This is a genomic window from Gordonia malaquae NBRC 108250 (assembly GCF_000344135.1).
GTDB lineage: Bacteria > Actinomycetota > Actinomycetes > Mycobacteriales > Mycobacteriaceae > Gordonia > Gordonia malaquae.
The window spans coordinates 65,807-83,438 of record NZ_BAOP01000018.1 but is presented as its reverse complement, the minus strand read 5'-3'; the positions used below and the strand labels follow the sequence as shown (position 1 = coordinate 83,438).

At 66.4% G+C, this 17,632-nt stretch carries 16 protein-coding genes; 4 read left to right on the top strand and 12 right to left on the bottom strand.

The genetic code is table 11. From position 1 onward, the window contains the following. The first annotated feature begins 77 nt into the window (after nt 1-77). Nucleotides 78-1,583, top strand: coding sequence for an MFS transporter (locus tag GM1_RS13335; protein WP_008379593.1), 1,506 nt, complete (start codon nt 78-80; stop codon nt 1,581-1,583). Between the two features lie 66 nt (nt 1,584-1,649). Here GM1_RS13335 and GM1_RS13330 read toward each other — a convergent pair whose 3' ends face one another. From GM1_RS13330 to GM1_RS13280, 11 genes are all read right to left on the bottom strand, one after another. Further along, nucleotides 1,650-3,275 carry a monocarboxylic acid transporter gene (locus tag GM1_RS13330; protein WP_008379592.1) on the bottom strand — a complete coding sequence of 542 codons (1,626 nt, stop codon included), beginning with the start codon at nt 3,273-3,275 and terminating at the stop codon, nt 1,650-1,652. Beyond that, nucleotides 3,272-3,637 (bottom strand): DUF485 domain-containing protein, encoded by a 366-nt coding sequence (locus GM1_RS13325; RefSeq protein WP_008379591.1) that lies wholly within the window; start codon nt 3,635-3,637, stop codon nt 3,272-3,274. The genes GM1_RS13330 and GM1_RS13325 overlap by 4 nt, the downstream gene beginning before the upstream one ends. A 275-nt stretch (nt 3,638-3,912) precedes the next feature. Further along, complete coding sequence (locus GM1_RS13320; RefSeq protein ID WP_008379590.1) at nt 3,913-5,592, bottom strand: sodium/solute symporter; 1,680 nt, start codon at nt 5,590-5,592, stop codon at nt 3,913-3,915. Continuing rightward, a complete protein-coding gene (locus GM1_RS13315) occupies nt 5,589-5,912 on the bottom strand; it encodes a hypothetical protein (RefSeq protein ID WP_373278346.1) in 324 nt (107 codons plus the stop codon). The genes GM1_RS13320 and GM1_RS13315 overlap by 4 nt, the downstream gene beginning before the upstream one ends. A gap of 58 nt (nt 5,913-5,970) precedes the next feature. Next, nucleotides 5,971-6,756 (bottom strand): LytR/AlgR family response regulator transcription factor, encoded by a 786-nt coding sequence (locus GM1_RS13310; RefSeq protein ID WP_008379588.1) that lies wholly within the window; start codon nt 6,754-6,756, stop codon nt 5,971-5,973. Next, on the bottom strand, nt 6,753-7,991 hold the full coding sequence (locus GM1_RS13305; RefSeq protein ID WP_008379587.1) for a sensor histidine kinase: 1,239 nt from the start codon (nt 7,989-7,991) through the stop codon (nt 6,753-6,755). Before GM1_RS13305 ends, GM1_RS13310 begins: the two co-directional genes overlap by 4 nt. Before the next feature lie 28 nt (nt 7,992-8,019). Continuing rightward, entirely contained in the window at nt 8,020-9,606 is a 1,587-nt protein-coding gene (locus tag GM1_RS13300) for a polyamine aminopropyltransferase (protein ID WP_008379586.1), read from the bottom strand. Continuing rightward, entirely contained in the window at nt 9,603-10,028 is a 426-nt protein-coding gene (locus tag GM1_RS13295) for a DUF350 domain-containing protein (protein WP_008379585.1), read from the bottom strand. The genes GM1_RS13300 and GM1_RS13295 overlap by 4 nt, the downstream gene beginning before the upstream one ends. Nucleotides 10,029-10,075: 47 nt before the next feature. Beyond that, nucleotides 10,076-10,570: a DUF4247 domain-containing protein gene (locus GM1_RS13290; RefSeq protein ID WP_008379584.1), complete on the bottom strand. Its 495-nt coding sequence runs from the start codon at nt 10,568-10,570 to the stop codon at nt 10,076-10,078. After that, complete coding sequence (locus tag GM1_RS13285) at nt 10,567-11,073, bottom strand: DUF2617 family protein (protein WP_008379583.1); 507 nt, start codon at nt 11,071-11,073, stop codon at nt 10,567-10,569. The genes GM1_RS13290 and GM1_RS13285 overlap by 4 nt, the downstream gene beginning before the upstream one ends. Beyond that, the gene (locus GM1_RS13280; protein WP_008379582.1) at nt 11,070-11,702 is read right to left on the bottom strand and encodes a DUF4178 domain-containing protein; all 633 of its coding nucleotides are present in this window, start codon (nt 11,700-11,702) and stop codon (nt 11,070-11,072) included. Before GM1_RS13280 ends, GM1_RS13285 begins: the two co-directional genes overlap by 4 nt. A 119-nt stretch (nt 11,703-11,821) precedes the next feature. Between GM1_RS13280 and phoA the strand changes: the two genes are divergently transcribed. From phoA to GM1_RS13265, 3 genes are all read left to right on the top strand, one after another. After that, complete coding sequence (phoA, locus tag GM1_RS13275; RefSeq protein ID WP_040520112.1) at nt 11,822-13,309, top strand: alkaline phosphatase; 1,488 nt, start codon at nt 11,822-11,824, stop codon at nt 13,307-13,309. A gap of 206 nt (nt 13,310-13,515) precedes the next feature. Beyond that, nucleotides 13,516-15,141, top strand: coding sequence for a chaperonin GroEL (gene groL / locus GM1_RS13270; RefSeq protein ID WP_008379580.1), 1,626 nt, complete (start codon nt 13,516-13,518; stop codon nt 15,139-15,141). Nucleotides 15,142-15,362: 221 nt separating this feature from the next. After that, a complete protein-coding gene (locus GM1_RS13265) occupies nt 15,363-16,199 on the top strand; it encodes a serine protein kinase RIO (protein ID WP_008379579.1) in 837 nt (278 codons plus the stop codon). 100 nt (nt 16,200-16,299) lie between these two features. On the opposite strand, the gene GM1_RS13260 is transcribed toward GM1_RS13265, so the two are convergent. Next, entirely contained in the window at nt 16,300-17,586 is a 1,287-nt protein-coding gene (locus tag GM1_RS13260) for an amidohydrolase (protein ID WP_008379578.1), read from the bottom strand. Nucleotides 17,587-17,632 lie beyond the last annotated feature (46 nt).

The window sequence follows — 17,632 nt, the reverse complement described above, 5'->3', positions numbered from 1 at the left end:
GCCGTGGATTGTGATGTCACCGACACGAAGGGGCTGAGGCCCCGGCTGTCGATCCCTTCCCCACGAAAGGACCTCTGATGGTCTCGCCCTCCCTCCCCGGCTCGACCGGCGACGTAGATCAGCGGTGGACGCCGCGACTCGTCATCTCTCTCCTCTCGATCGTGCTGCTCCTCGAAATGCTCGCGATCAGCTACATCATGATCGCCACCGCCCTCCCTTCGATCGCGGCGCACTACCAGACGACGCAGGGCGCATGGCTGCTCACCTCGTTCCTTCTGCTCGGGGCGGTCGCGGCACCGCTCGTCGGCAAGCTGGCCGACATGCACGGGAAGCGGAAGATGCTGCTCGTGTGCGTGGCGCTCGCCCTCGTGGGATCACTTGTCTCGGCGGTGGCGCCGTCGTACGGCGTGTTGATCGTCGGACGCGCATTGACCGGGTTCCTCGTCCCCTGCCTGTTCTTGAGTTACTCGCTGATTCGTGACGTCTTCCCGGCGAAGACGGTCGCACTCGCGGTCAGCATCGCGACGAGCGGCATGGGCATCATCGCGATCCCGGCGCCGTACATCACCGGTTGGCTGGTCGACGGGTGGGGCTTCCGCTCGATCTTCTGGTTCGCGGTCATCGCACTCGTTGTTCTCGGCGGCCTGATCTTCGCGACGACGAAGGAGAGTTCGGTGCGGGTTCGCTCGCGGCTCGATCTGGTCGGCGCGGTGCTTCTCGGCGCCGGTGTGGCGGGCATTCTGGTCGGCGTCAGCTTCGGCCCGACCTGGGGCTGGTCCGCGGGCTCGACTCTCGGCTTCCTGCTCGGCGGCATCGTCCTGGTCGTCGCCTGGTTGGTCAGCGCCAGCGTGATCGCCGAACCGCTGATCGACATCAAGGTCCTCCGCGAGCGGTCGGTCGCGTTCACCGTCACCGCGGCCGGATTCATGTACGGCGTGAGCGGGTTGTTCACGATGCTGCTCCCGATGCTGGTCATGACGCCGGGAATGCTCGGGCTGGGGTACGGCTTCGGTGTCGACGCCAAGGGAACGGCACTGTTTCAGACTCCGATCGGACTGTTCACCATGATCGGCGGCGTCATCGTCGGTGTCCTGGTCGGCCGCGACGCTCGTCCGCGGATGACGCTCGCGGCCGGTGCGGTCTCTGCGGGACTCGGCTGTGGCCTCGCGGCGTTCTCTCACGACAGCAAGGGACTGTTGATCGTGTTCGGCAGCCTTGTCGGACTCGGCATGGGGCTCGGCTACGCGTCGATCCCGAATCTGCTGATCGAAGCAGTTCCGCCGCAGCTGCAGGCGTCGACCGCGAGTATCGCGGGCGTCTTCCAGAGTGTGTTCCCGGCTGTCCTCCCGGTGATCGCCTTCACCGTGATGAACAACTCGTACATCGCGCAACTCCCGCCGCAGGTGATGCAGGCGTTGCCTCCAGGCACAGTCATGTACACCAGTGACGGATTCAAGGCCGCGTACCTGATTGCGGCGGCGGCGGCAGTCGCGTGCCTGCTGGCAGCGCTCGCCCTTCCGGCGCGCATCCGCCAGATCGGTTCTCCCGAGTCGGTCGACGACGAGATCGTCACCGTGGGTTGACGGTCCTCATGCAACGAGCCGCCCCGCAGATCGTGCGGGGCGGCTCGTTGTGTCGAGGGGCGGTGGTCAGTGGGCGACGGCTCCCTCGGCGCCGACTCCGGTGAGGGAGCGGACCTCCATCTCGGCGTTCTTCGCGGGCTGGCCGCGGTCCTTCGACGTCAGCGTGCCGACGATGCCGAGGATGAACGCGAGGGGGATCGACACGATGCCCGGGTTCTCAAGCGGGAACCAGTGGAAGTCGGATCCCTTGATCATCGACTTCGCGGTGCCGGAGACGGCAGGCGAGAACACGATGAGCACGATGCACGAGATCAGGCCGCCGTACATGCTCCACAGCGCGCCGCGAGTGTTGAAACGACGCCAGTACAGCGAGTACACGATGGTCGGGAGGTTGGCCGACGCCGCGACCGCGAACGCCAGGGCCACGAGGAACGCGATGTTCTGACCGTTTGCGAGAATGCCGAGGACGATGCTCAAGATGCCCAGCACCACAACGGTGATCCGGGAGACGCGCACCTGATCGGTCTCCGACGCCTGACCACGCTTGATCACCGACGCGTAGATGTCGTGTGCGAACGACGCCGACGCGGTTATCGCGAGACCGGCGACGACAGCCAGGATGGTCGCGAACGCGACGGCCGAGATGATGCCCATCAAGACGGTTCCGCCCAGTTCAAGCGCGAGCAGAGGTGCCGCCGCGTTCTCGCCGCCCGCGGCGCCCAGGATCTTCTCCGGGCCGACGAGCGCAGCCGCGCCGTAGCCGAGGACCAGCGTGAACAGGTAGAACGCGCCGATGAGCGAGATCGCCCAGACCACCGAGCGTCGTGCTTCCTTCGCGGTGGGGACGGTGTAGAAACGCATCAGGACGTGCGGCAGACCTGCCGTGCCGAGGACCAGCGCGAGGCCGAGCGAGAGGAAGTTGATCTTCGACTCGGTGGAGCCGCCGTACTTGGCGCCGGGGGCGAGGACGTCACGCGTCGCGGTCTTCTCGTTGCCCGTGATCATGTTCTGGGCCTCACCGAGGAGGCTCGACATGTTGAAGTCGAACTTGACCAAAACGATCGCGGTCATGATCGCAGCGCCCGCGATGAGCAGCACAGCCTTGATGATCTGCACCCAGGTGGTGCCCTTCATTCCGCCGACCAGCACGTACACGATCATCAGGACACCGACGACGGCGATGACGATGGACTGTCCCGTCTTGTCGTGAATGTTCAGCAGGAGTGCGACGAGGCCGCCCGCTCCGGCCATCTGCGCAAGCAGGTAGAACAGCGACACGACAAGAGTCGAGATCGCGGCGGCCATGCGGACCGGGCGTTCCTTGAGTCGGAAGCTGAGCACGTCGGCCATCGTGAATCGGCCCGTGTTGCGGAGAAGCTCGGCCACCAGCAGGAGCGCGACGAGCCACGCGACGAGGAATCCGATCGAGTACAGGAAGCCGTCGTAGCCGTAGACGGCGATGGCGCCCGCGATGCCGAGGAAGCTCGCCGCCGACAGGTAGTCGCCCGCGATGGCGACGCCGTTCTGGGGGCCGGAGAAGCCGCCGCCCGCGGTGAAGAACTCAGACGCGGAGGTGTTCTTGCGGCTGGCGCGGATCACCACGAACATCGTGACCGCGACGAACGCGATGAAGATCGAGATGTTGACCGCAGGATTGCCGACCGCCTCTGCGGCGGCGAGATGGGTGATCATCGGGTGGCCTCCGGAGTGTTGTAGCCGCCGTCGGCGAACTTCTGGCGGATCGCGTCCGCCTGCGGGTCGAGGTCGCGGTTCGCGAACCGCACGTACGCGAAGGTGATGGCGAATGTGGTCACGAACTGCAGCAGTCCGAGGATGAGGCCGACGTTGATGTTGCCCCACACCTTGGTGCCCATGAAGTCGGTGGCGAACGCGCCGAGCAGGACGTACACGGCGTACCAGAGGAGGAAGAACGCCGACATCGGGAAGACGAAGCGCCGCAGTGAGCTGCGGAGCTTGTGGAACTCAGGGCTGGCCTCGGCTACGAGGAACTCGTCTGGTGACGGTTCGAGCCTGGCGGGAGGCTGGTCGGACACGATCACTCCTTCGCTGGGTTGACGGTGAATCGCATGCGATGAGCATGAACGAGACGACAGTCACATGGAGTACAGGTTGTGATCTGATCGACCAGGCCGGTCGACGGTGCGATGAACGGTCTCTCGCTACCGATGAACGGTCGTCGGACTTGGCACTCGCGGCCGGTTCAGGACCGGCTGCGGGTGCCGACGGTGTCGTGCCATCGTGCCCGACAGAACGGTGACGACCAATAGCGGGACGAAAAGGAGCACCAGCGCGGCACCACCGGCACCCATCAGGGAGTCCTCTCCACGCCGAGGCCGAGGCGTTCGGGTACATGCATGGCTGCGAAGACAGCGGCGACCCGCGGGGGAATCGTCGCGCGTGTCATTCGGCTGACTCCGATCATCACCGCGAACGTCAACGGCACGGTGACGGCCGCGGGGTAGTCGACGACCACCCCCGGCCAGCCGGCGAGGAGGTCGCCAGTTCCGAGCGCCACCGCGGCGATCGAGGTGGCGCCGCCGACGACGAGTCCGGCGACGGCGCCGGTCGCGGTGAGTCCGCGCCACCAGATGCCCAACAGCAGCAGCGGGCAGAACGTGGCGGCCGACACCGCGAACACCAGGCCCACCGAGCGGGACAGTTCGAGCGATCCCGCGCCGAGTGCGAGACCGATCGGGACCAGTCCGCCGATGACGGCGCTGATCCGGAAGCTGCGCACCCCGGCGGGCAGCAGATCGGTCGACATGACGCCCGCGATGGACACCAGCAGGCCCGACGACGTGGCTAGGAACGCGGCGCTCGCCCCGGCCGCGACGAGCGCGCCGAACAGCGTCCCCCACACTCCGCCGAACGCGGCGTCGGGCAGGAGTAGGACGGCCGCGTCGGCGTCGCCCGTCGTCAGGATCTGCGGCGTCCAGATCCGGGCGAGCGCGCCGAGCACCGTCGGGAACAGGTAGAACACCGACAGCGCGGCGATCACGTTGAGCGCCGTCCGCCGGGCGGCGCGGCCGTCGGGGTTGGTGTAGAAGCGCACGAGCACGTGGGGGAGTCCGATCGCGCCGAGGAACGTCGCGACCATCAGCGACAGGACCTGGTAGAGCGGGTGGTCGCCGCCGAGGCCGCCGCCGGACGCCGCCCACCCCTGCCCGGTCTGCGGGACTCCGGACACCACGGGTGTCTGCGCACCGGCGTCGAGCGTGATGGTGGAGCCCTCGTCGACGGTCGTCGTGCCGGCCGTGGCGGGCATGCGGTCGATCCGGACGCCCGCTGGGTCGGTGATCTCGACGGAGACGGTCCGTCCCACGTCGACGGTGGTGGCGGTCTGGACGTGTGGAGGAAGCGGTTCGCCGAGGTCGTGCGAGCCGGTGAGGAACAGTGCCGAGAGCGCGAGAGCCGGGACTGCGATCGCCGTCAGTTTGAGCCAGTAGGTCGCCGCCTGCGCGAACGTCACCGACCGCATACCGCCGCCGACGACGTTCACGATCACCAGCAGTCCGATGGTCACGACACCGATCCACGGGGGCAGGCCGAGGAGGATGTCGAGGGTGAGGCCCGCGCCCTGCAGCTGCGGGACCAGGTAGAGGACGCAGACACCGACCACCACCAGCATCGACACGCGGCGGGCCAGGGGAGAGGCGAGGCGGAACTCGGCGAAGTCGGGGACGGTGTACGCGCCGGACCGGCGGAGCGGCGCGGCGACGAACAGCAGGAGCGCGAGGTACCCGGCGGTGAACCCGATCGGGTACCAGAGGGCGTCGGCGCCGTATTTGGCGACGAGCCCGGCCACCCCGAGGAACGATGCAGCCGACAGGTATTCGCCTGCGATGGCCGCGGCGTTCCAGCCGGGTCCGATACCGCGCGAGGCGACGAGGAAGTCGGACGTCGAACGGGCGCCCCGTCCCGCATAGGCGCCTGCGGCGAGGGTTCCCGCGGCCGCGGCGACGACTGCCGCGAGAGTCCAGCCGGTCACCGGTCGGCGCCCGGCTCGTCGGAGGTGAGGCGTTCGAAGTCGCGTTCGGCTTGTTCCGCGAGACGCAGATACAGCCGTCCTGCGAGGTAGAGGACCGGATACGGTGCGACTCCGAGGATCAGCCAGTTGAGCCTGATTCCGAAGACGGTTGCCGTGGCGAACGGTTCGACAGTGGCGCCGAGGATGGGGATCGCGACGAACAGCAGGGTGACGGCGACCCCGAGACGCAGAGCGAGCGCGAGCTGCGCGCGGACCAGACCCCGCACCAGGTGTTCGCCGACGCCGCTCTGCTCGGCCACCTGGACGCGAGTGCGCACCATTCGTGCGCCGCGTCGCTGCGACAGGACAACGCGTTCGCGGGGCGGGACGTCTGGCACGTCAGCCCCCGGTGTCGCCGCGGATCGTGCGCATCGGGTCGCGGACGAGACGGTCCTTCAGTTCGCGGACCTGGCGGCGGCTGACGGGCAGTTCGACGGCCGCAGACCGCCCGTTGGCCTGGACTCGGACCATCGTGGTGGCACCCGCCGACCGGAGTCCGACGACCATCGGCAGATTCACGAGGTAACTGCGATGCACGCGGGCGAACCCGGCAGGCTGCCAACGGGTTTCAAGTGTGGACAGGGTGACCCGCACGAGGTGCGCGCCGGTGTCGCTGTGCAGACGGGCGTAGTCGCCGACGGACTCCACCCATGAGATCGAGTCACGTCGCACCAGCGAGGTGACACCGCCCGACTCGACGGGGATCACATCGTCCGGCTCCACGGCCTCAGGCTCCGACGGTTCGTCGTTGCGGGCGGTCACATGCGCGACCACGCGGTCGATCGCCTGGGCCAGGCGGGCGTCGCGCAACGGTTTCAAGACGTAGTCGAGGGCACCGATGGCGAAAGCGTCGACAGCGCGGTCGTCGTGCGCGGTGACGAAGACGACGGGCGGGGGCGATGCGTAGTTGGCGAGAACCCCGGCGAGCTCCATGCCGGACAACCCCGGCATCGAGATGTCGAGGAAGACGGCGTCGATGGTGTGGTCGGTGAGTTCCCGGAGCGCGCTCGTCGCGTCGGAAGCGGTGATCACCTGGCCGACGGAGTCGTGCCGGTTGAGGAGGTATGCGAGTTCGTCGAGGGCGGGGGCCTCGTCGTCGACGGCGAGGATTGTCAGTCCGGTCATCGGTGGTGGGCCTCTCTCCCGTCTGTCGCCGGATCGGCTCGGATGCCGGACGCGAACTTCGGGATCCGCATGCTGACCTTGGTTCCTGCGCCGACGGCGGTGTCGACCACTAGACCGTAGTCGTTGCCGAACGCCGATCGGAGACGTTGGTCGACATTGGTGAGTCCGACGTGCGCGCCGTCGGACTCTTTCGGTCCCGCGGGGTTGAGGGCGTCGATCGCGCCGGTCCGCAGCAGCTCCGGATCCATCCCGACGCCGTCGTCCTCGATCGACAGCAGGCAGTCGGGACCCGCGTTGCGCGCGATGATGCTGATGGTGCCGGCTCTTCTGCCCGCAAGGCCGTGGCGGACGGCGTTCTCCACGAGCGGCTGCAGGGCGAGGAACGGCACGACGACACCGAGTACTTCGGGCGCCACCTGCAGTTTCACTGTCAGGCCGGGTCCGAATCGTGCACGTTCCAGGGTCAGGTAGCGGTCGATGTTGCGGAGTTCGTCGGCGAGCGCCGTGTACTCGCCCGCCGCGCGGAACGAGTAGCGGGTGAAGTCGGCGAAGTCGAGGATCAGCTCGCGTGCCCGGTCGGGGTCGGTGCGGACGAACGATGCGATCGTGTTGAGGGCGTTGTAGATGAAGTGCGGGCTGATCTGTGCGCGGAGCGCGAGCACTTCGGCCCGGTCGAGGCGGGCCCGAGACGCGTCGAGTTCGGCGAGTTGCAATTGGCTGGCGGCATAGCGTGCCACCTCGGTGATCGCACCGATCCGGCCTGGTCCGGGTTCGTCCAACGACGCAACAACCAGCACGCCCGCACTGATGTCGTCGGTGAGCAGGGGCGCGGCCAGCAGGTGTCGGGCGAGAGCCGACGCTCCGCCGGGGCCGGGAGCCGCCAGCGGACGCTGATCCTGCAGCGCGTCGGCTGCGAGTCTCGCCGACGACGCGAGGACGGGCGACGTCCAGAGGTCGGCCTCGCCGTCGCTCGCGAGGAGTTCGGCGTCCGGACCGTACAGCGCGACGCCGTCGGCCGAGGTCAGCGCCAGCAGCGGGCCGACGGCCTCGGCCGCCGACTCTTCGGTGAGTCCGTCGCGCAGTGGTCGCGCCGCCAACGCGGCGGTCTGCAGGGTGTCGTAGACGGCCCGCTCGTGCGGGGTCACGACCACGCGTCGGGTCCGCAGTGCGATGACGATCAGCAACGCCGCCAACACGGTCCCCAAGATCACGATGGTGATCAGTTCGCCCGACATGTGTTCTGACGGTAGTTGGTATCCGGCGTCAGTACGCGGTCCATTCCGATTGTGCGTAGCGAAGAATCCGCGGATCCATCAACGTCGAGGCCGGAACGTTCATCGGACCCCGGTCGGGTGGAAAGGAGCCCGCGGCAGCGAGCGTCGACGCGTCGAGGAAGCGAAGCGGGGACGGCGCATTGAGTCGCAACGCGGGAGCGGTGCGGCCGGCGAGGTGGAAGCCCCAGTCGCCGAAAGCTGGGACGTCGACGTGAAAGGGGACGGTTCGGAGTCCGGCCTCGGTGAGCGTCGAACCGATGCACCAGAACGACTGCGGAGCGAAGTACGGCGACCCGGATTGAACCACGATCGAGCCGGTCGGATTGAGGTGTGACCGGACCATCCCGTAGAACTCGGCCGAATAGAGCTTCGCGGTCGCAGTGTCGTCCGGGTCGGGCATGTCGATGATGATCACGTCGAAACTGTCACGGGATTCTCGGATCCAGGAGAACGCGTCTGCGGTGACGACGGAGGCGCGAGGAGCGTCGAGCGATCCCTCGTTCAACCGTTTGAGTCGCGGGTCGGTCCGGCTGAGACTGATCATCTCCGGGTCGAGTTCGACCAGCGTCACGGCGTCGAGGTTCGGGTACCGGAGCACCTCGCGCAGAGCGAGACCGTCGCCGCCGCCGAGGATCAACACGCGGCCTCCGCGGTCGGGAAGCGCCGCCATCGCGGGATGCACCAGCGCCTCGTGATACCGGTACTCGTCGACTGAGGAGAACTGCAGGTCGCCATTCAGGAACAGTCGGGTGTCGGGGCCGGACGCCGTTCGACGCTCGGTGATCACGATCTCCTGGTACGCCGTACGCTCGGCCGCGACAACGGGGTCGCGGTAGAGCGCTTGACGTGCAGTGACCTCGAATCGGTCGGAGAACACCATGGCGCCGATCAATGCCGCGACGACGAGCAGGGTCGCTCCTCCGAGAACGGCTCGCCGGACCCGGCTCAACATCGGCGCGAACACGACGAACACGAGGAACGCGCTGGCTGTGGCGTTGACGAGGCCGACAACAAGGGCGCCCCGCAACTGCCCGAACATCGGGAGCAGGAGGAAAGGGAAGCAGAGCCCGCCGACGAGTGCCCCGACATAGTCGACGGCGAACATGTCAGCGACAGCCGATCCTGCGTCCTGCCGTCGGATCTTCTGCAGCAGAACCATGAGGAGGGGGATCTCGGCACCGATCAGGAGACCGAGGACAAACGCGATCACCACCATCGCCGAGGTATAGATCGAAAGATAGGCGAAGGCTGCGTACAACGCGAGAACGGACAGTCCACCGATGAACGCCAGGAGCAGTTCGATGATCGCGAATGCGGTGGCGGGCCATCGCTGCAGCGGCTTCGCGGCGAGCGACCCGATGCCCATCGCGAACACCATCACCGACAGGACGATCGACGCCTGCGTCGCGGTGTTGCCGATAAGGAAGGAGCCGAGCGAGATGAGTGCCAACTCGTATGCGAGGCCGCACGCCGCGCAGATGAACACGACCGCGAGCAGAGCGCTGCGGGCGAGTCTCGGCCGGAGCGTCGACAGTGGCGAATCGGCGGTAGACGTCTCGGTCGTCTCCGGCGTCACAAGATCGACGCGCAGATGATCAGGGCGATTCCGATGTGCGTCACGGCGTGAACCCAGACGGCGGGGTGCGGGTCGGGGTGCACGACGAGGTCGCCGAGCTTGCCGGGAGTCAGCATGTCGACGACCAGGAACGCGATCGACATGGCGACGATTCCGATCACCGAGTACGCGAAGGTGTACACGAGTCCCTCGGCGAGCCGTCCTTCGCTGGCGTTGATGGACGCCACGATGACCAGTGCCGTCGCCGCGAGGTTCGACCCGACGAGGATCGCCGCATTGCGGTTGCGGTCGAACCACACCAGTCGTCGGAGATCGCCGGGGGTCAGGGCGTCGATGACGGCGAACGCCGCGACCATCAGCAGCAGTCCGGTGCCGATGTACGCGGCGGCTGAGTACGAGTTTCTGAGCAGATCGATGAGCACCGAAGTCTCCTAGATGTTGTTGTCTGTTCGTGGGCGGATGGTCGCGGTCATTTGCCGCTGCCGCTTCCGCCGCCCCGATAGTCGGAGCCGCTGCCGGAGTAGCGGGGTGTCGACACCCAATGGCTGCCGACGTAGTGGTGATAGTGGTTGTATCCGCTTGTGTAATCGCGGGAGACCATCACCTTGGTCTTGCCCGACTGATAGGGAAACAAGGCGATGAGGTAGTCGGGGTACTGCATGAAATGCGACCCGTCCAGCGTTCCGTCGGCCCCGGCCCCGTCGAGCTCGTCGACCGGTTCTTCGACGTCGCTGATGGCCGCGGCCACACTGCTCGGCGTCCCGTCTGCCACGTACGCGCTCTCTCCGGACTCGTCGAGGGCCGTCGTCCTCTGGTACTCCCGCGTGATGTGTTCTTTCGCCGACGACGGGCGTGACGCCCAGGTCACGATGATGGCGATCGCCGCGATCACGATGATCACTCCGACGAGAATGTTCCGGATCAGGAAGAGATCCTTGCGCGGATCCGGATCGGATGTGCTCATGATGCGATCCTGAACTCGGATCGGGTGTGGACGATCTGAGTGTCCTGCGGGTAGGTGTGCCACGTCTCCCACACGGCCACTGTGGTGCTGACGTCGGCGAAGATCGCCGTGACGGCGTGCGGTTCGCGTGGGAACCGGCCGATCAGGCAGGAACCGTTGGCGCGGTCGGCACGTCGGATCAGGTCGTCGACCAGTGCGGCGAACGTCGGGCCATCTGGTGCGGTGATCTCGGAACGGAACTGAAATCCGTCCCTCGTGAGGTCGGACGGAAGCGCAGCGTTCGCTTCAGGCAGACACGCGACCGTCTCGGACAGCGTGCGGCTGCCTTCGACCACGATTTGATGACTCGCACCGAGGAGTCGCATCGAGACGACGATGCCTGCAACCGCCAGGTCCTGACGGGCGAGGTACGGAAGCTCGGGCCCGTCGATAACCAGTGCCAGTTGGTCGGCGCGGGTGTCTGCGTACGGGACACTCAGCGGGCGGACGATCGACGCGGTCATGTCGTCGGACCGGAGTCGGCGGGGTACACGCGGTACTCGGAGTGGTGGAGCACCTGGCCCTTTCCGCATTCCCATCCGAAGCCGTAGTCCTCGAACGTGAGCCTTTCGTCTCCGGCCTCGTAGTCTTGATACGCCATTCGGCCGGTCCCGGCGACGCCTGTCGTGCCCAGTGAGGAGAAACGCGCCGACCCTGCTTCGTCGAACCGGTATCGGCGTCCGTCGAGATCGACTGTGATTTCACCGGGCACTACGGTGACTCCCTTCTGCTCTTGCCAGAGCACCACTTCGAGATCGGGGTCGTCCTCCACCGAGATCCACGCCTTGGATCCGGTTCCGGTGTCGATGAAGTGTTCCACCCAGGAGAATCCGTCCTGTGTCAACGTCATCGTGCCGCGTACTGCGTACGTGGTCCCGCGGATCTCCACCATGTCGCCCGGCTCGAGTTCGCGCGGGTTGCCGTGGACGGCGTCGTCGTCGGCACTGGAGAACGGATCCGCCGGCGCGTAGGCCCGCTGGCGGATGCCGTCGGCTTCCGCTTCGCGCAGCTTCCGTTGGCCGAGGATGTGGAATACGACGAATACGGCGATGATCGCCAAGAGGGCGATGATCAGTATGAGAGCAATGTCCACGGCATGACAGTAGTCGGTGATCGGGGTCTCGACGGCAGTCGACGCTATGACGCAGTCCGTATGTCATCTGTTCAACCGACCGGTTCCGTCAGTTCATATTCGACTGTTGCCATACGTCCATGGCTCAGAAACATGGCAAGAAGAGGGTGCGCGCCATCAGCGCACTCGGAGCGGTGGCCGTCCTCGGTGCGGCCGGCGTCCTCGGCGCCTGCTCGTCCGACGACGCGGCCGGCAACGACGGCGACAAGGTCGCGGGCGTCGACATCCAACGCGCGGCGACCGGCGACATCACGAAGAACGGCGGCGCACGCCGTCTGTCCGAGGATCAGACGCAGATGATCGCCGACTCGATTCAGAAGTCCGGTGCGAAGAACGTCATCCTCGTGATCGGGGACGGCACCGCGAACCAGGAGTACACGCTGGCGCGCGACTACGAGTACGGCGCGGCCGGACAGCTGCCCGGCATCGATCAGCTTCCCTTCAGCGGCGACTACACGACGTACTCGCTGAACAAGGATTCCCACAAGCCCTCCTACGTCACCGACTCGGCAGCGTCGGGTTCGGCGTGGTCGACCGGTACCAAGACGTACAACGGCGGCATCAGTGTCGACGTGAACGGCAAGGCGCAGCGCTCCATCCTCGAGATCGCGAAGGCCAACGGGCTCAAGACCGGCGACGTGACGACGACCGAACTGCAGGACGCCACCCCGGCCGTCCAGGTGTCGCACGTGTCGCAGCGCAAGTGCTACGGACCGAAGGCGACCCTGGAGAAGTGCCCGGAGAACGCCCTGGAGAACGGCGGCCTCGGCTCGATCACCGAGCAGCTGCTCGCCACACGACCTGACGTCACCCTCGGCGGCGGTTGGGAGACCTTCAACGAGACCGCGACGGCAGGCGAGTACAAGGGCAAGACTCTCGACGTTCAGGCGAAGGAACGCGGCTACCAGGTGGTGCGCAGTGCCGACGAGCTGGCCGGCGTCAAGGCCGCCGATCAGGACAAGCCGCTGCTCGGTGTCTTCGCCGACGGCAACCTGCCGCGCATGTGGTCCAAGGCCACGGCCGTCAAGGACGGCAACAAGCAGCCGGCGGTCAAGTGCTCGCCGAACGCAGAGTTCACGTCAGCAGTTCCGAAGCTCGGCGCGATGACGACCAAGGCGATCGATCTCCTCAAGGGCGACAAGGGATTCTTCCTGCAGGTCGAGTCGGGCTCGGTCGACAAGGCGAATCACGACGCCGACCCGTGCGGTCAGATCGGTGAGACCGTCCAGCTCGCCGACGCAGTGAAGGCCGCCCTCGACTTCGCGAAGGAGAGCAAGGACACGCTCGTCATCGTCACCGGGGACCACGCGCACTCCAGCCAGATCGCCGAGACCGACGCGGAGCTCCCGATGCCGGGTCTCACCCGCAATCTGACGACCAAGGACGGCGAGACCATCACCGTCAGTTACGGCACGTCGCTCGAAGCCGGCGAAGAGCAGCACACCGGTGGCCAGGTCCGCATCGCCGCGTACGGCCCGGGCGCCGTGAATGTCACCGGACTGAGCGACCAGACGGATCCGTTCTTCTACATCACCGACCAGCTCGGCTTGGACCGCGACAAGAAGTAGCCGGCCGCCGCGCCCGATCGAGAGGCCTCTGATCGACCTTGCACTCTCCATGGTCGAGTGCTAAAACGGAGATTGGCACTCGCGGCATGTGAGTGCCAGGTCGGAACGATGAGATCGGTTCACTAGACACCCCGATCGTCCGTCGCGGGCATCGAGTCCGGCACTACAGAACTTAGTGTCACCCCCCACCGGAGGATCACTTACCAATGGCAAAGCAGATTGCTTTCGACGAAGAGGCCCGTCGCGGACTCGAGCGCGGCCTGAACAGCCTCGCCGACGCCGTCAAGGTCACCCTCGGCCCCAAGGGCCGCAACGTCGTCCTGGAGAAGAAGTGGGGCGCCCCCACGATCACCAACGATGGTGTGTCCATCGCCAAGGAGATCGAGCTCGAGGACCCGTACGAGAAGATCGGCGCAGAGCTGGTCAAGGAAGTCGCCAAGAAGACTGACGACGTCGCAGGCGACGGCACCACCACCGCCACCGTGCTCGCACAGGCGCTGGTCCGCGAAGGCCTGCGCAACGTCGCGGCCGGCGCGAACCCGATGGTCCTCAAGCGCGGCATCGAGAAGGCCGTCGAGGCCGTCACCGCCTCGCTGCTCGCTTCCGCCAAGGAGGTCGAGACCAAGGAGCAGATCGCTGCGACCGCAGGTATCTCGGCAGGCGACCAGAGCATCGGCGACCTGATCGCCGAGGCCATGGACAAGGTCGGCAACGAGGGTGTCATCACCGTCGAGGAGTCGAACACCTTCGGCCTGCAGCTCGAGCTCACCGAGGGCATGCGCTTCGACAAGGGCTACATCTCCGGCTACTTCGTCACCGACGCAGACCGCCAGGAAGCCGTTCTCGAAGACCCGTACATCCTGCTCGTCTCGGGCAAGATCGGCACCATCAAGGACCTGCTCCCGCTGCTGGAGAAGGTCATCCAGGCCGGCAAGCCGCTGCTGATCATCGCCGAGGACATCGAGGGCGAAGCTCTCTCGACCCTCGTCGTGAACAAGCTCAAGGGCACCTTCAAGTCCGTCGCCGTCAAGGCTCCGGGCTTCGGCGACCGCCGCAAGGCCATGCTCGCCGACATCGCCATCCTCACCGGTGGCGAGGTCATCAGCGAAGAGGTCGGCCTCTCGCTGGAGACCGCAGGCCTCGAACTGCTCGGCACCGCCCGCAAGGTCGTTGTCAGCAAGGACGAGACCACCATCGTCGACGGTGCAGGTGACGCAGAGGCCATCGCAGGCCGCGTTGCACAGATCCGCTCGGAGATCGAGAAGAGCGACAGCGACTACGACCGCGAGAAGCTGCAGGAGCGCCTGGCCAAGCTGGCCGGCGGCGTTGCAGTCATCAAGGCCGGCGCTGCCACCGAGGTGGAGCTCAAGGAGCGCAAGCACCGCATCGAAGACGCTGTGCGCAACGCCAAGGCCGCCGTCGAAGAGGGCATCGTCGCCGGTGGTGGCGCTGCACTGCTGCAGTCGGAGCCCGCAATCGAGGGTCTCTCGCTGGACGGCGACGAGGCCACCGGTGCGAACATCGTCAAGGTCGCGCTGTCGGCTCCGGCCAAGCAGATCGCGATCAACGCAGGCCTCGAGCCCGGCGTCGTCGCCGACAAGGTTCGCAACTCGCCGGTCGGCACGGGCCTCAACGCCTCGACCAACGAGTACGAGGACCTGCTCGCCGCAGGCATCAACGACCCGGTGAAGGTCACCCGCTCGGCACTGCAGAACGCAGCGTCGATCGCGGCTCTGTTCCTCACCACCGAGGCCGTCATCGCCGACAAGCCCGAGAAGAACGCCATGCCGGCAATGCCGGGCGGCGACGAGATGGGCGGCATGGGCTTCTGATCTCCTGATCAGAAAGTTCACTGCAGAACTCACCGAAGGCCGGTCACCCCGAAACGGGTGGCCGGCCTTCGGCGTTAATTCAGTTGCCCAGGGCCCGGCCGAGCGGCACTATCTCTGTGTCGGACGAGCAACACGGCTCGCTCCAAGGAAAGGAAGTGACATGCATATGACTGCCGTCGGCGTGACCTCGAACCGCCACATCACTTCTCCCTGGAGCCACCATGACTTCGCCCAACGAGGCGTCCACCGACGCTGACCTCTACACCTTCGACTACCGCCCTATCGACGATCCGGGCGACCACCAGCGGTTCACCCGGTACTGGGACCTCGAACCGCTGCAACGCGGCCCGCAACCCGTCCCCGACTGGCTCGTGACCGATCGCGCCGCAGTCGAAACCGACCTCGGTGTCCTCAAGACAGGCAAAGAAGCCGACGTCCATCTCCTCGAACGCTCGGTTGCCGGATCGAGCTGTGTTCTCGCAGCCAAGCGGTACCGAGACGACGACCATCGCTCGTTCCGCCGCACCACGACCTACACCGAAGGGCGTCGCGTTCGGGACTCCCGCGTGACGCGGGCGCTGGCGAAGAAGTCGTCATTCGGCCGCGAGGTCGCCGCGGGCCAGTGGGCGCAGGCCGAATGGGAATCGCTGCGACGCTGCTGGACGGCGGGTGTGCCGGTGCCGTATCCGGTGCAGATCGACGGCACCGAGATCCTGATGGAACTCGTCACCGTCGACGGGAATCCGGCGCCTCGACTGGCTGCCGCACGTCCCGATCGAGATCGCCTCGAACACTGGTTCGACCAGCTCAGGACCGCCATGACAGTCATGGCCGGAGAAGGTTTCGTCCACGGTGATCTGTCGCCGTACAACGTTCTCGCGGCTGCCGACCGGCTCGTGATCATCGACCTCCCGCAGATGATCGACCTCATCGCCAACCCGAACGGCTCCGAGTACCTGCTGCGCGACTGCGTCAACATGTGCGACTGGTTCGTCCGACGCGGTTTGAACGTCGACCCGCAGGAATTGTTCGGCGAGGTGATCGCCGCAGCCTGGTGACGCGACCCTCGCTGACAAACGCGGCCTTCAGGAAGGCCGCGTTTGTCAACGAGGCGTCGGTTTGCGTCGCCGAAGGCAGCGTTTGTCAGGGAACGCCGCGTCAGCTGCCGTCGACGAGGCTCAGCACAGAGTAGGCGGCGATCTTGGTCCCGAAAGCGACGGCGGCGAGGTCGACCACGTAGTTCGGGTTGTGCGGGTAGTACGGGACCAGTTCGCCCCGGGACAGGGCCTCCGCGAACACCTCCGGCGCGGCGACGCCGACAAGCAGGTAGTTGAACGGCAGATCGGTGTGTGGGCCGCGCAGCATGTGCGCGTCCTCAGATCCGGTCACTGCGGGCATGTCGGTGATGACCTTGTCGGCGCCGATGATCTCGCCGAGGGATGTCGACATGGATACGGCCAGGTCGGGGGTGTTCACCAGCGGCGGGGACCCGCCCTTCATCACGATTCCGGGCAGCTTGTCCTCATCGACCCCGGCCGCCCGCGCGATGGAGTCGGAGACGGTGCGGATCGCGCCGAGCAGCGCTTCGCGGACGTGCGGTTCGAACCACCGGAGATTCGCTTTGACCAGGGCCTCAGACGGGATCACGTTGTTGTCGGCACCCGCTTGGATGGAACCGACAGACAGGACGGCCGTCGCACTCGGTTCGACGGTCCGAGCCACGAGAGAGGAGAACTCGAGCGTCGCCTGAGCTGCCATCCGGACCGGATCCTTGGTCTTGCTCGGCATCGAACCGTGCCCACCGACACCGTGGAAGTGAACGTCCACCTGATCCGTCCCCGCCATCCGGGTGCCGGGCGGATTGATCACCGTGCCGACCGGGCCGGGCGCGGTGTGCAGTCCGATCAGGACGTCGGGCGTCGGGATGAAGTTGTACAGGCCGTCGTCGAGCATCGCCTGTGCGCCCATGATGAGTTCTTCGGCCGGCTGGCCGATGAGGACGACGGTGCCAGACCAGGAGTCGCGGACCGACACCAAGGCGTTCGCCATGCCGATGAGCCACGTGACGTGTGCATCGTGCCCGCAGAGATGCCCGACGGGCACTTGTGTGCCGTCATCGCGGGTGGCGGTGACGGTGCTGGCGTAATCGAGCCCGGTCTCTTCGCGGACGGCGTTGGCGTCCATGTCGGCGCGGTACATGACCACCGGGCCGGGGCCGTTTCGGAAAGTGGCCGCGATGCCGGTCTTCCCGATGCCCTTCGTGACGTCGAAGCCGAGGTTCTGCAGGGCCTTCTCGATCAGCCTGGCGGTTCTGATCTCTTCAAATCCCAGTTCGGGGTTTCGGTGAATGTCTTTGAACAGGTCGACGAGTCGGACGCTGTCGGCGTCGATGATGTCGTCCACGCGGGCGATCAGATCCTGGGGCAGGGAGCGTGCAGTCACCATGTCTGCCAGCGTATCCGTGCCGCGCAGGGAGTCTCTCGCGAATACG

What these genes read in the sequence shown, in the direction of transcription:
- GM1_RS13335 (WP_008379593.1), top strand. Translation starts at nt 78, where the DNA reads ATGGTCTCGCCCTCCCTCCCCGGCTCGACCGGCGACGTAGATCAGCGG.
- GM1_RS13330 (WP_008379592.1), bottom strand. Translation starts at nt 3,275, where the DNA reads ATGATCACCCATCTCGCCGCCGCAGAGGCGGTCGGCAATCCTGCGGTC.
- GM1_RS13315 (WP_373278346.1), bottom strand. Translation starts at nt 5,912, where the DNA reads ATGGTGCGCACTCGCGTCCAGGTGGCCGAGCAGAGCGGCGTCGGCGAA.
- GM1_RS13310 (WP_008379588.1), bottom strand. Translation starts at nt 6,756, where the DNA reads ATGACCGGACTGACAATCCTCGCCGTCGACGACGAGGCCCCCGCCCTC.
- GM1_RS13305 (WP_008379587.1), bottom strand. Translation starts at nt 7,991, where the DNA reads ATGTCGGGCGAACTGATCACCATCGTGATCTTGGGGACCGTGTTGGCG.
- GM1_RS13290 (WP_008379584.1), bottom strand. Translation starts at nt 10,570, where the DNA reads ATGAGCACATCCGATCCGGATCCGCGCAAGGATCTCTTCCTGATCCGG.
- GM1_RS13285 (WP_008379583.1), bottom strand. Translation starts at nt 11,073, where the DNA reads ATGACCGCGTCGATCGTCCGCCCGCTGAGTGTCCCGTACGCAGACACC.
- phoA (WP_040520112.1), top strand. Translation starts at nt 11,822, where the DNA reads ATGGCTCAGAAACATGGCAAGAAGAGGGTGCGCGCCATCAGCGCACTC.
- groL (WP_008379580.1), top strand. Translation starts at nt 13,516, where the DNA reads ATGGCAAAGCAGATTGCTTTCGACGAAGAGGCCCGTCGCGGACTCGAG.
- GM1_RS13265 (WP_008379579.1), top strand. Translation starts at nt 15,363, where the DNA reads ATGACTTCGCCCAACGAGGCGTCCACCGACGCTGACCTCTACACCTTC.
- GM1_RS13260 (WP_008379578.1), bottom strand. Translation starts at nt 17,586, where the DNA reads ATGGTGACTGCACGCTCCCTGCCCCAGGATCTGATCGCCCGCGTGGAC.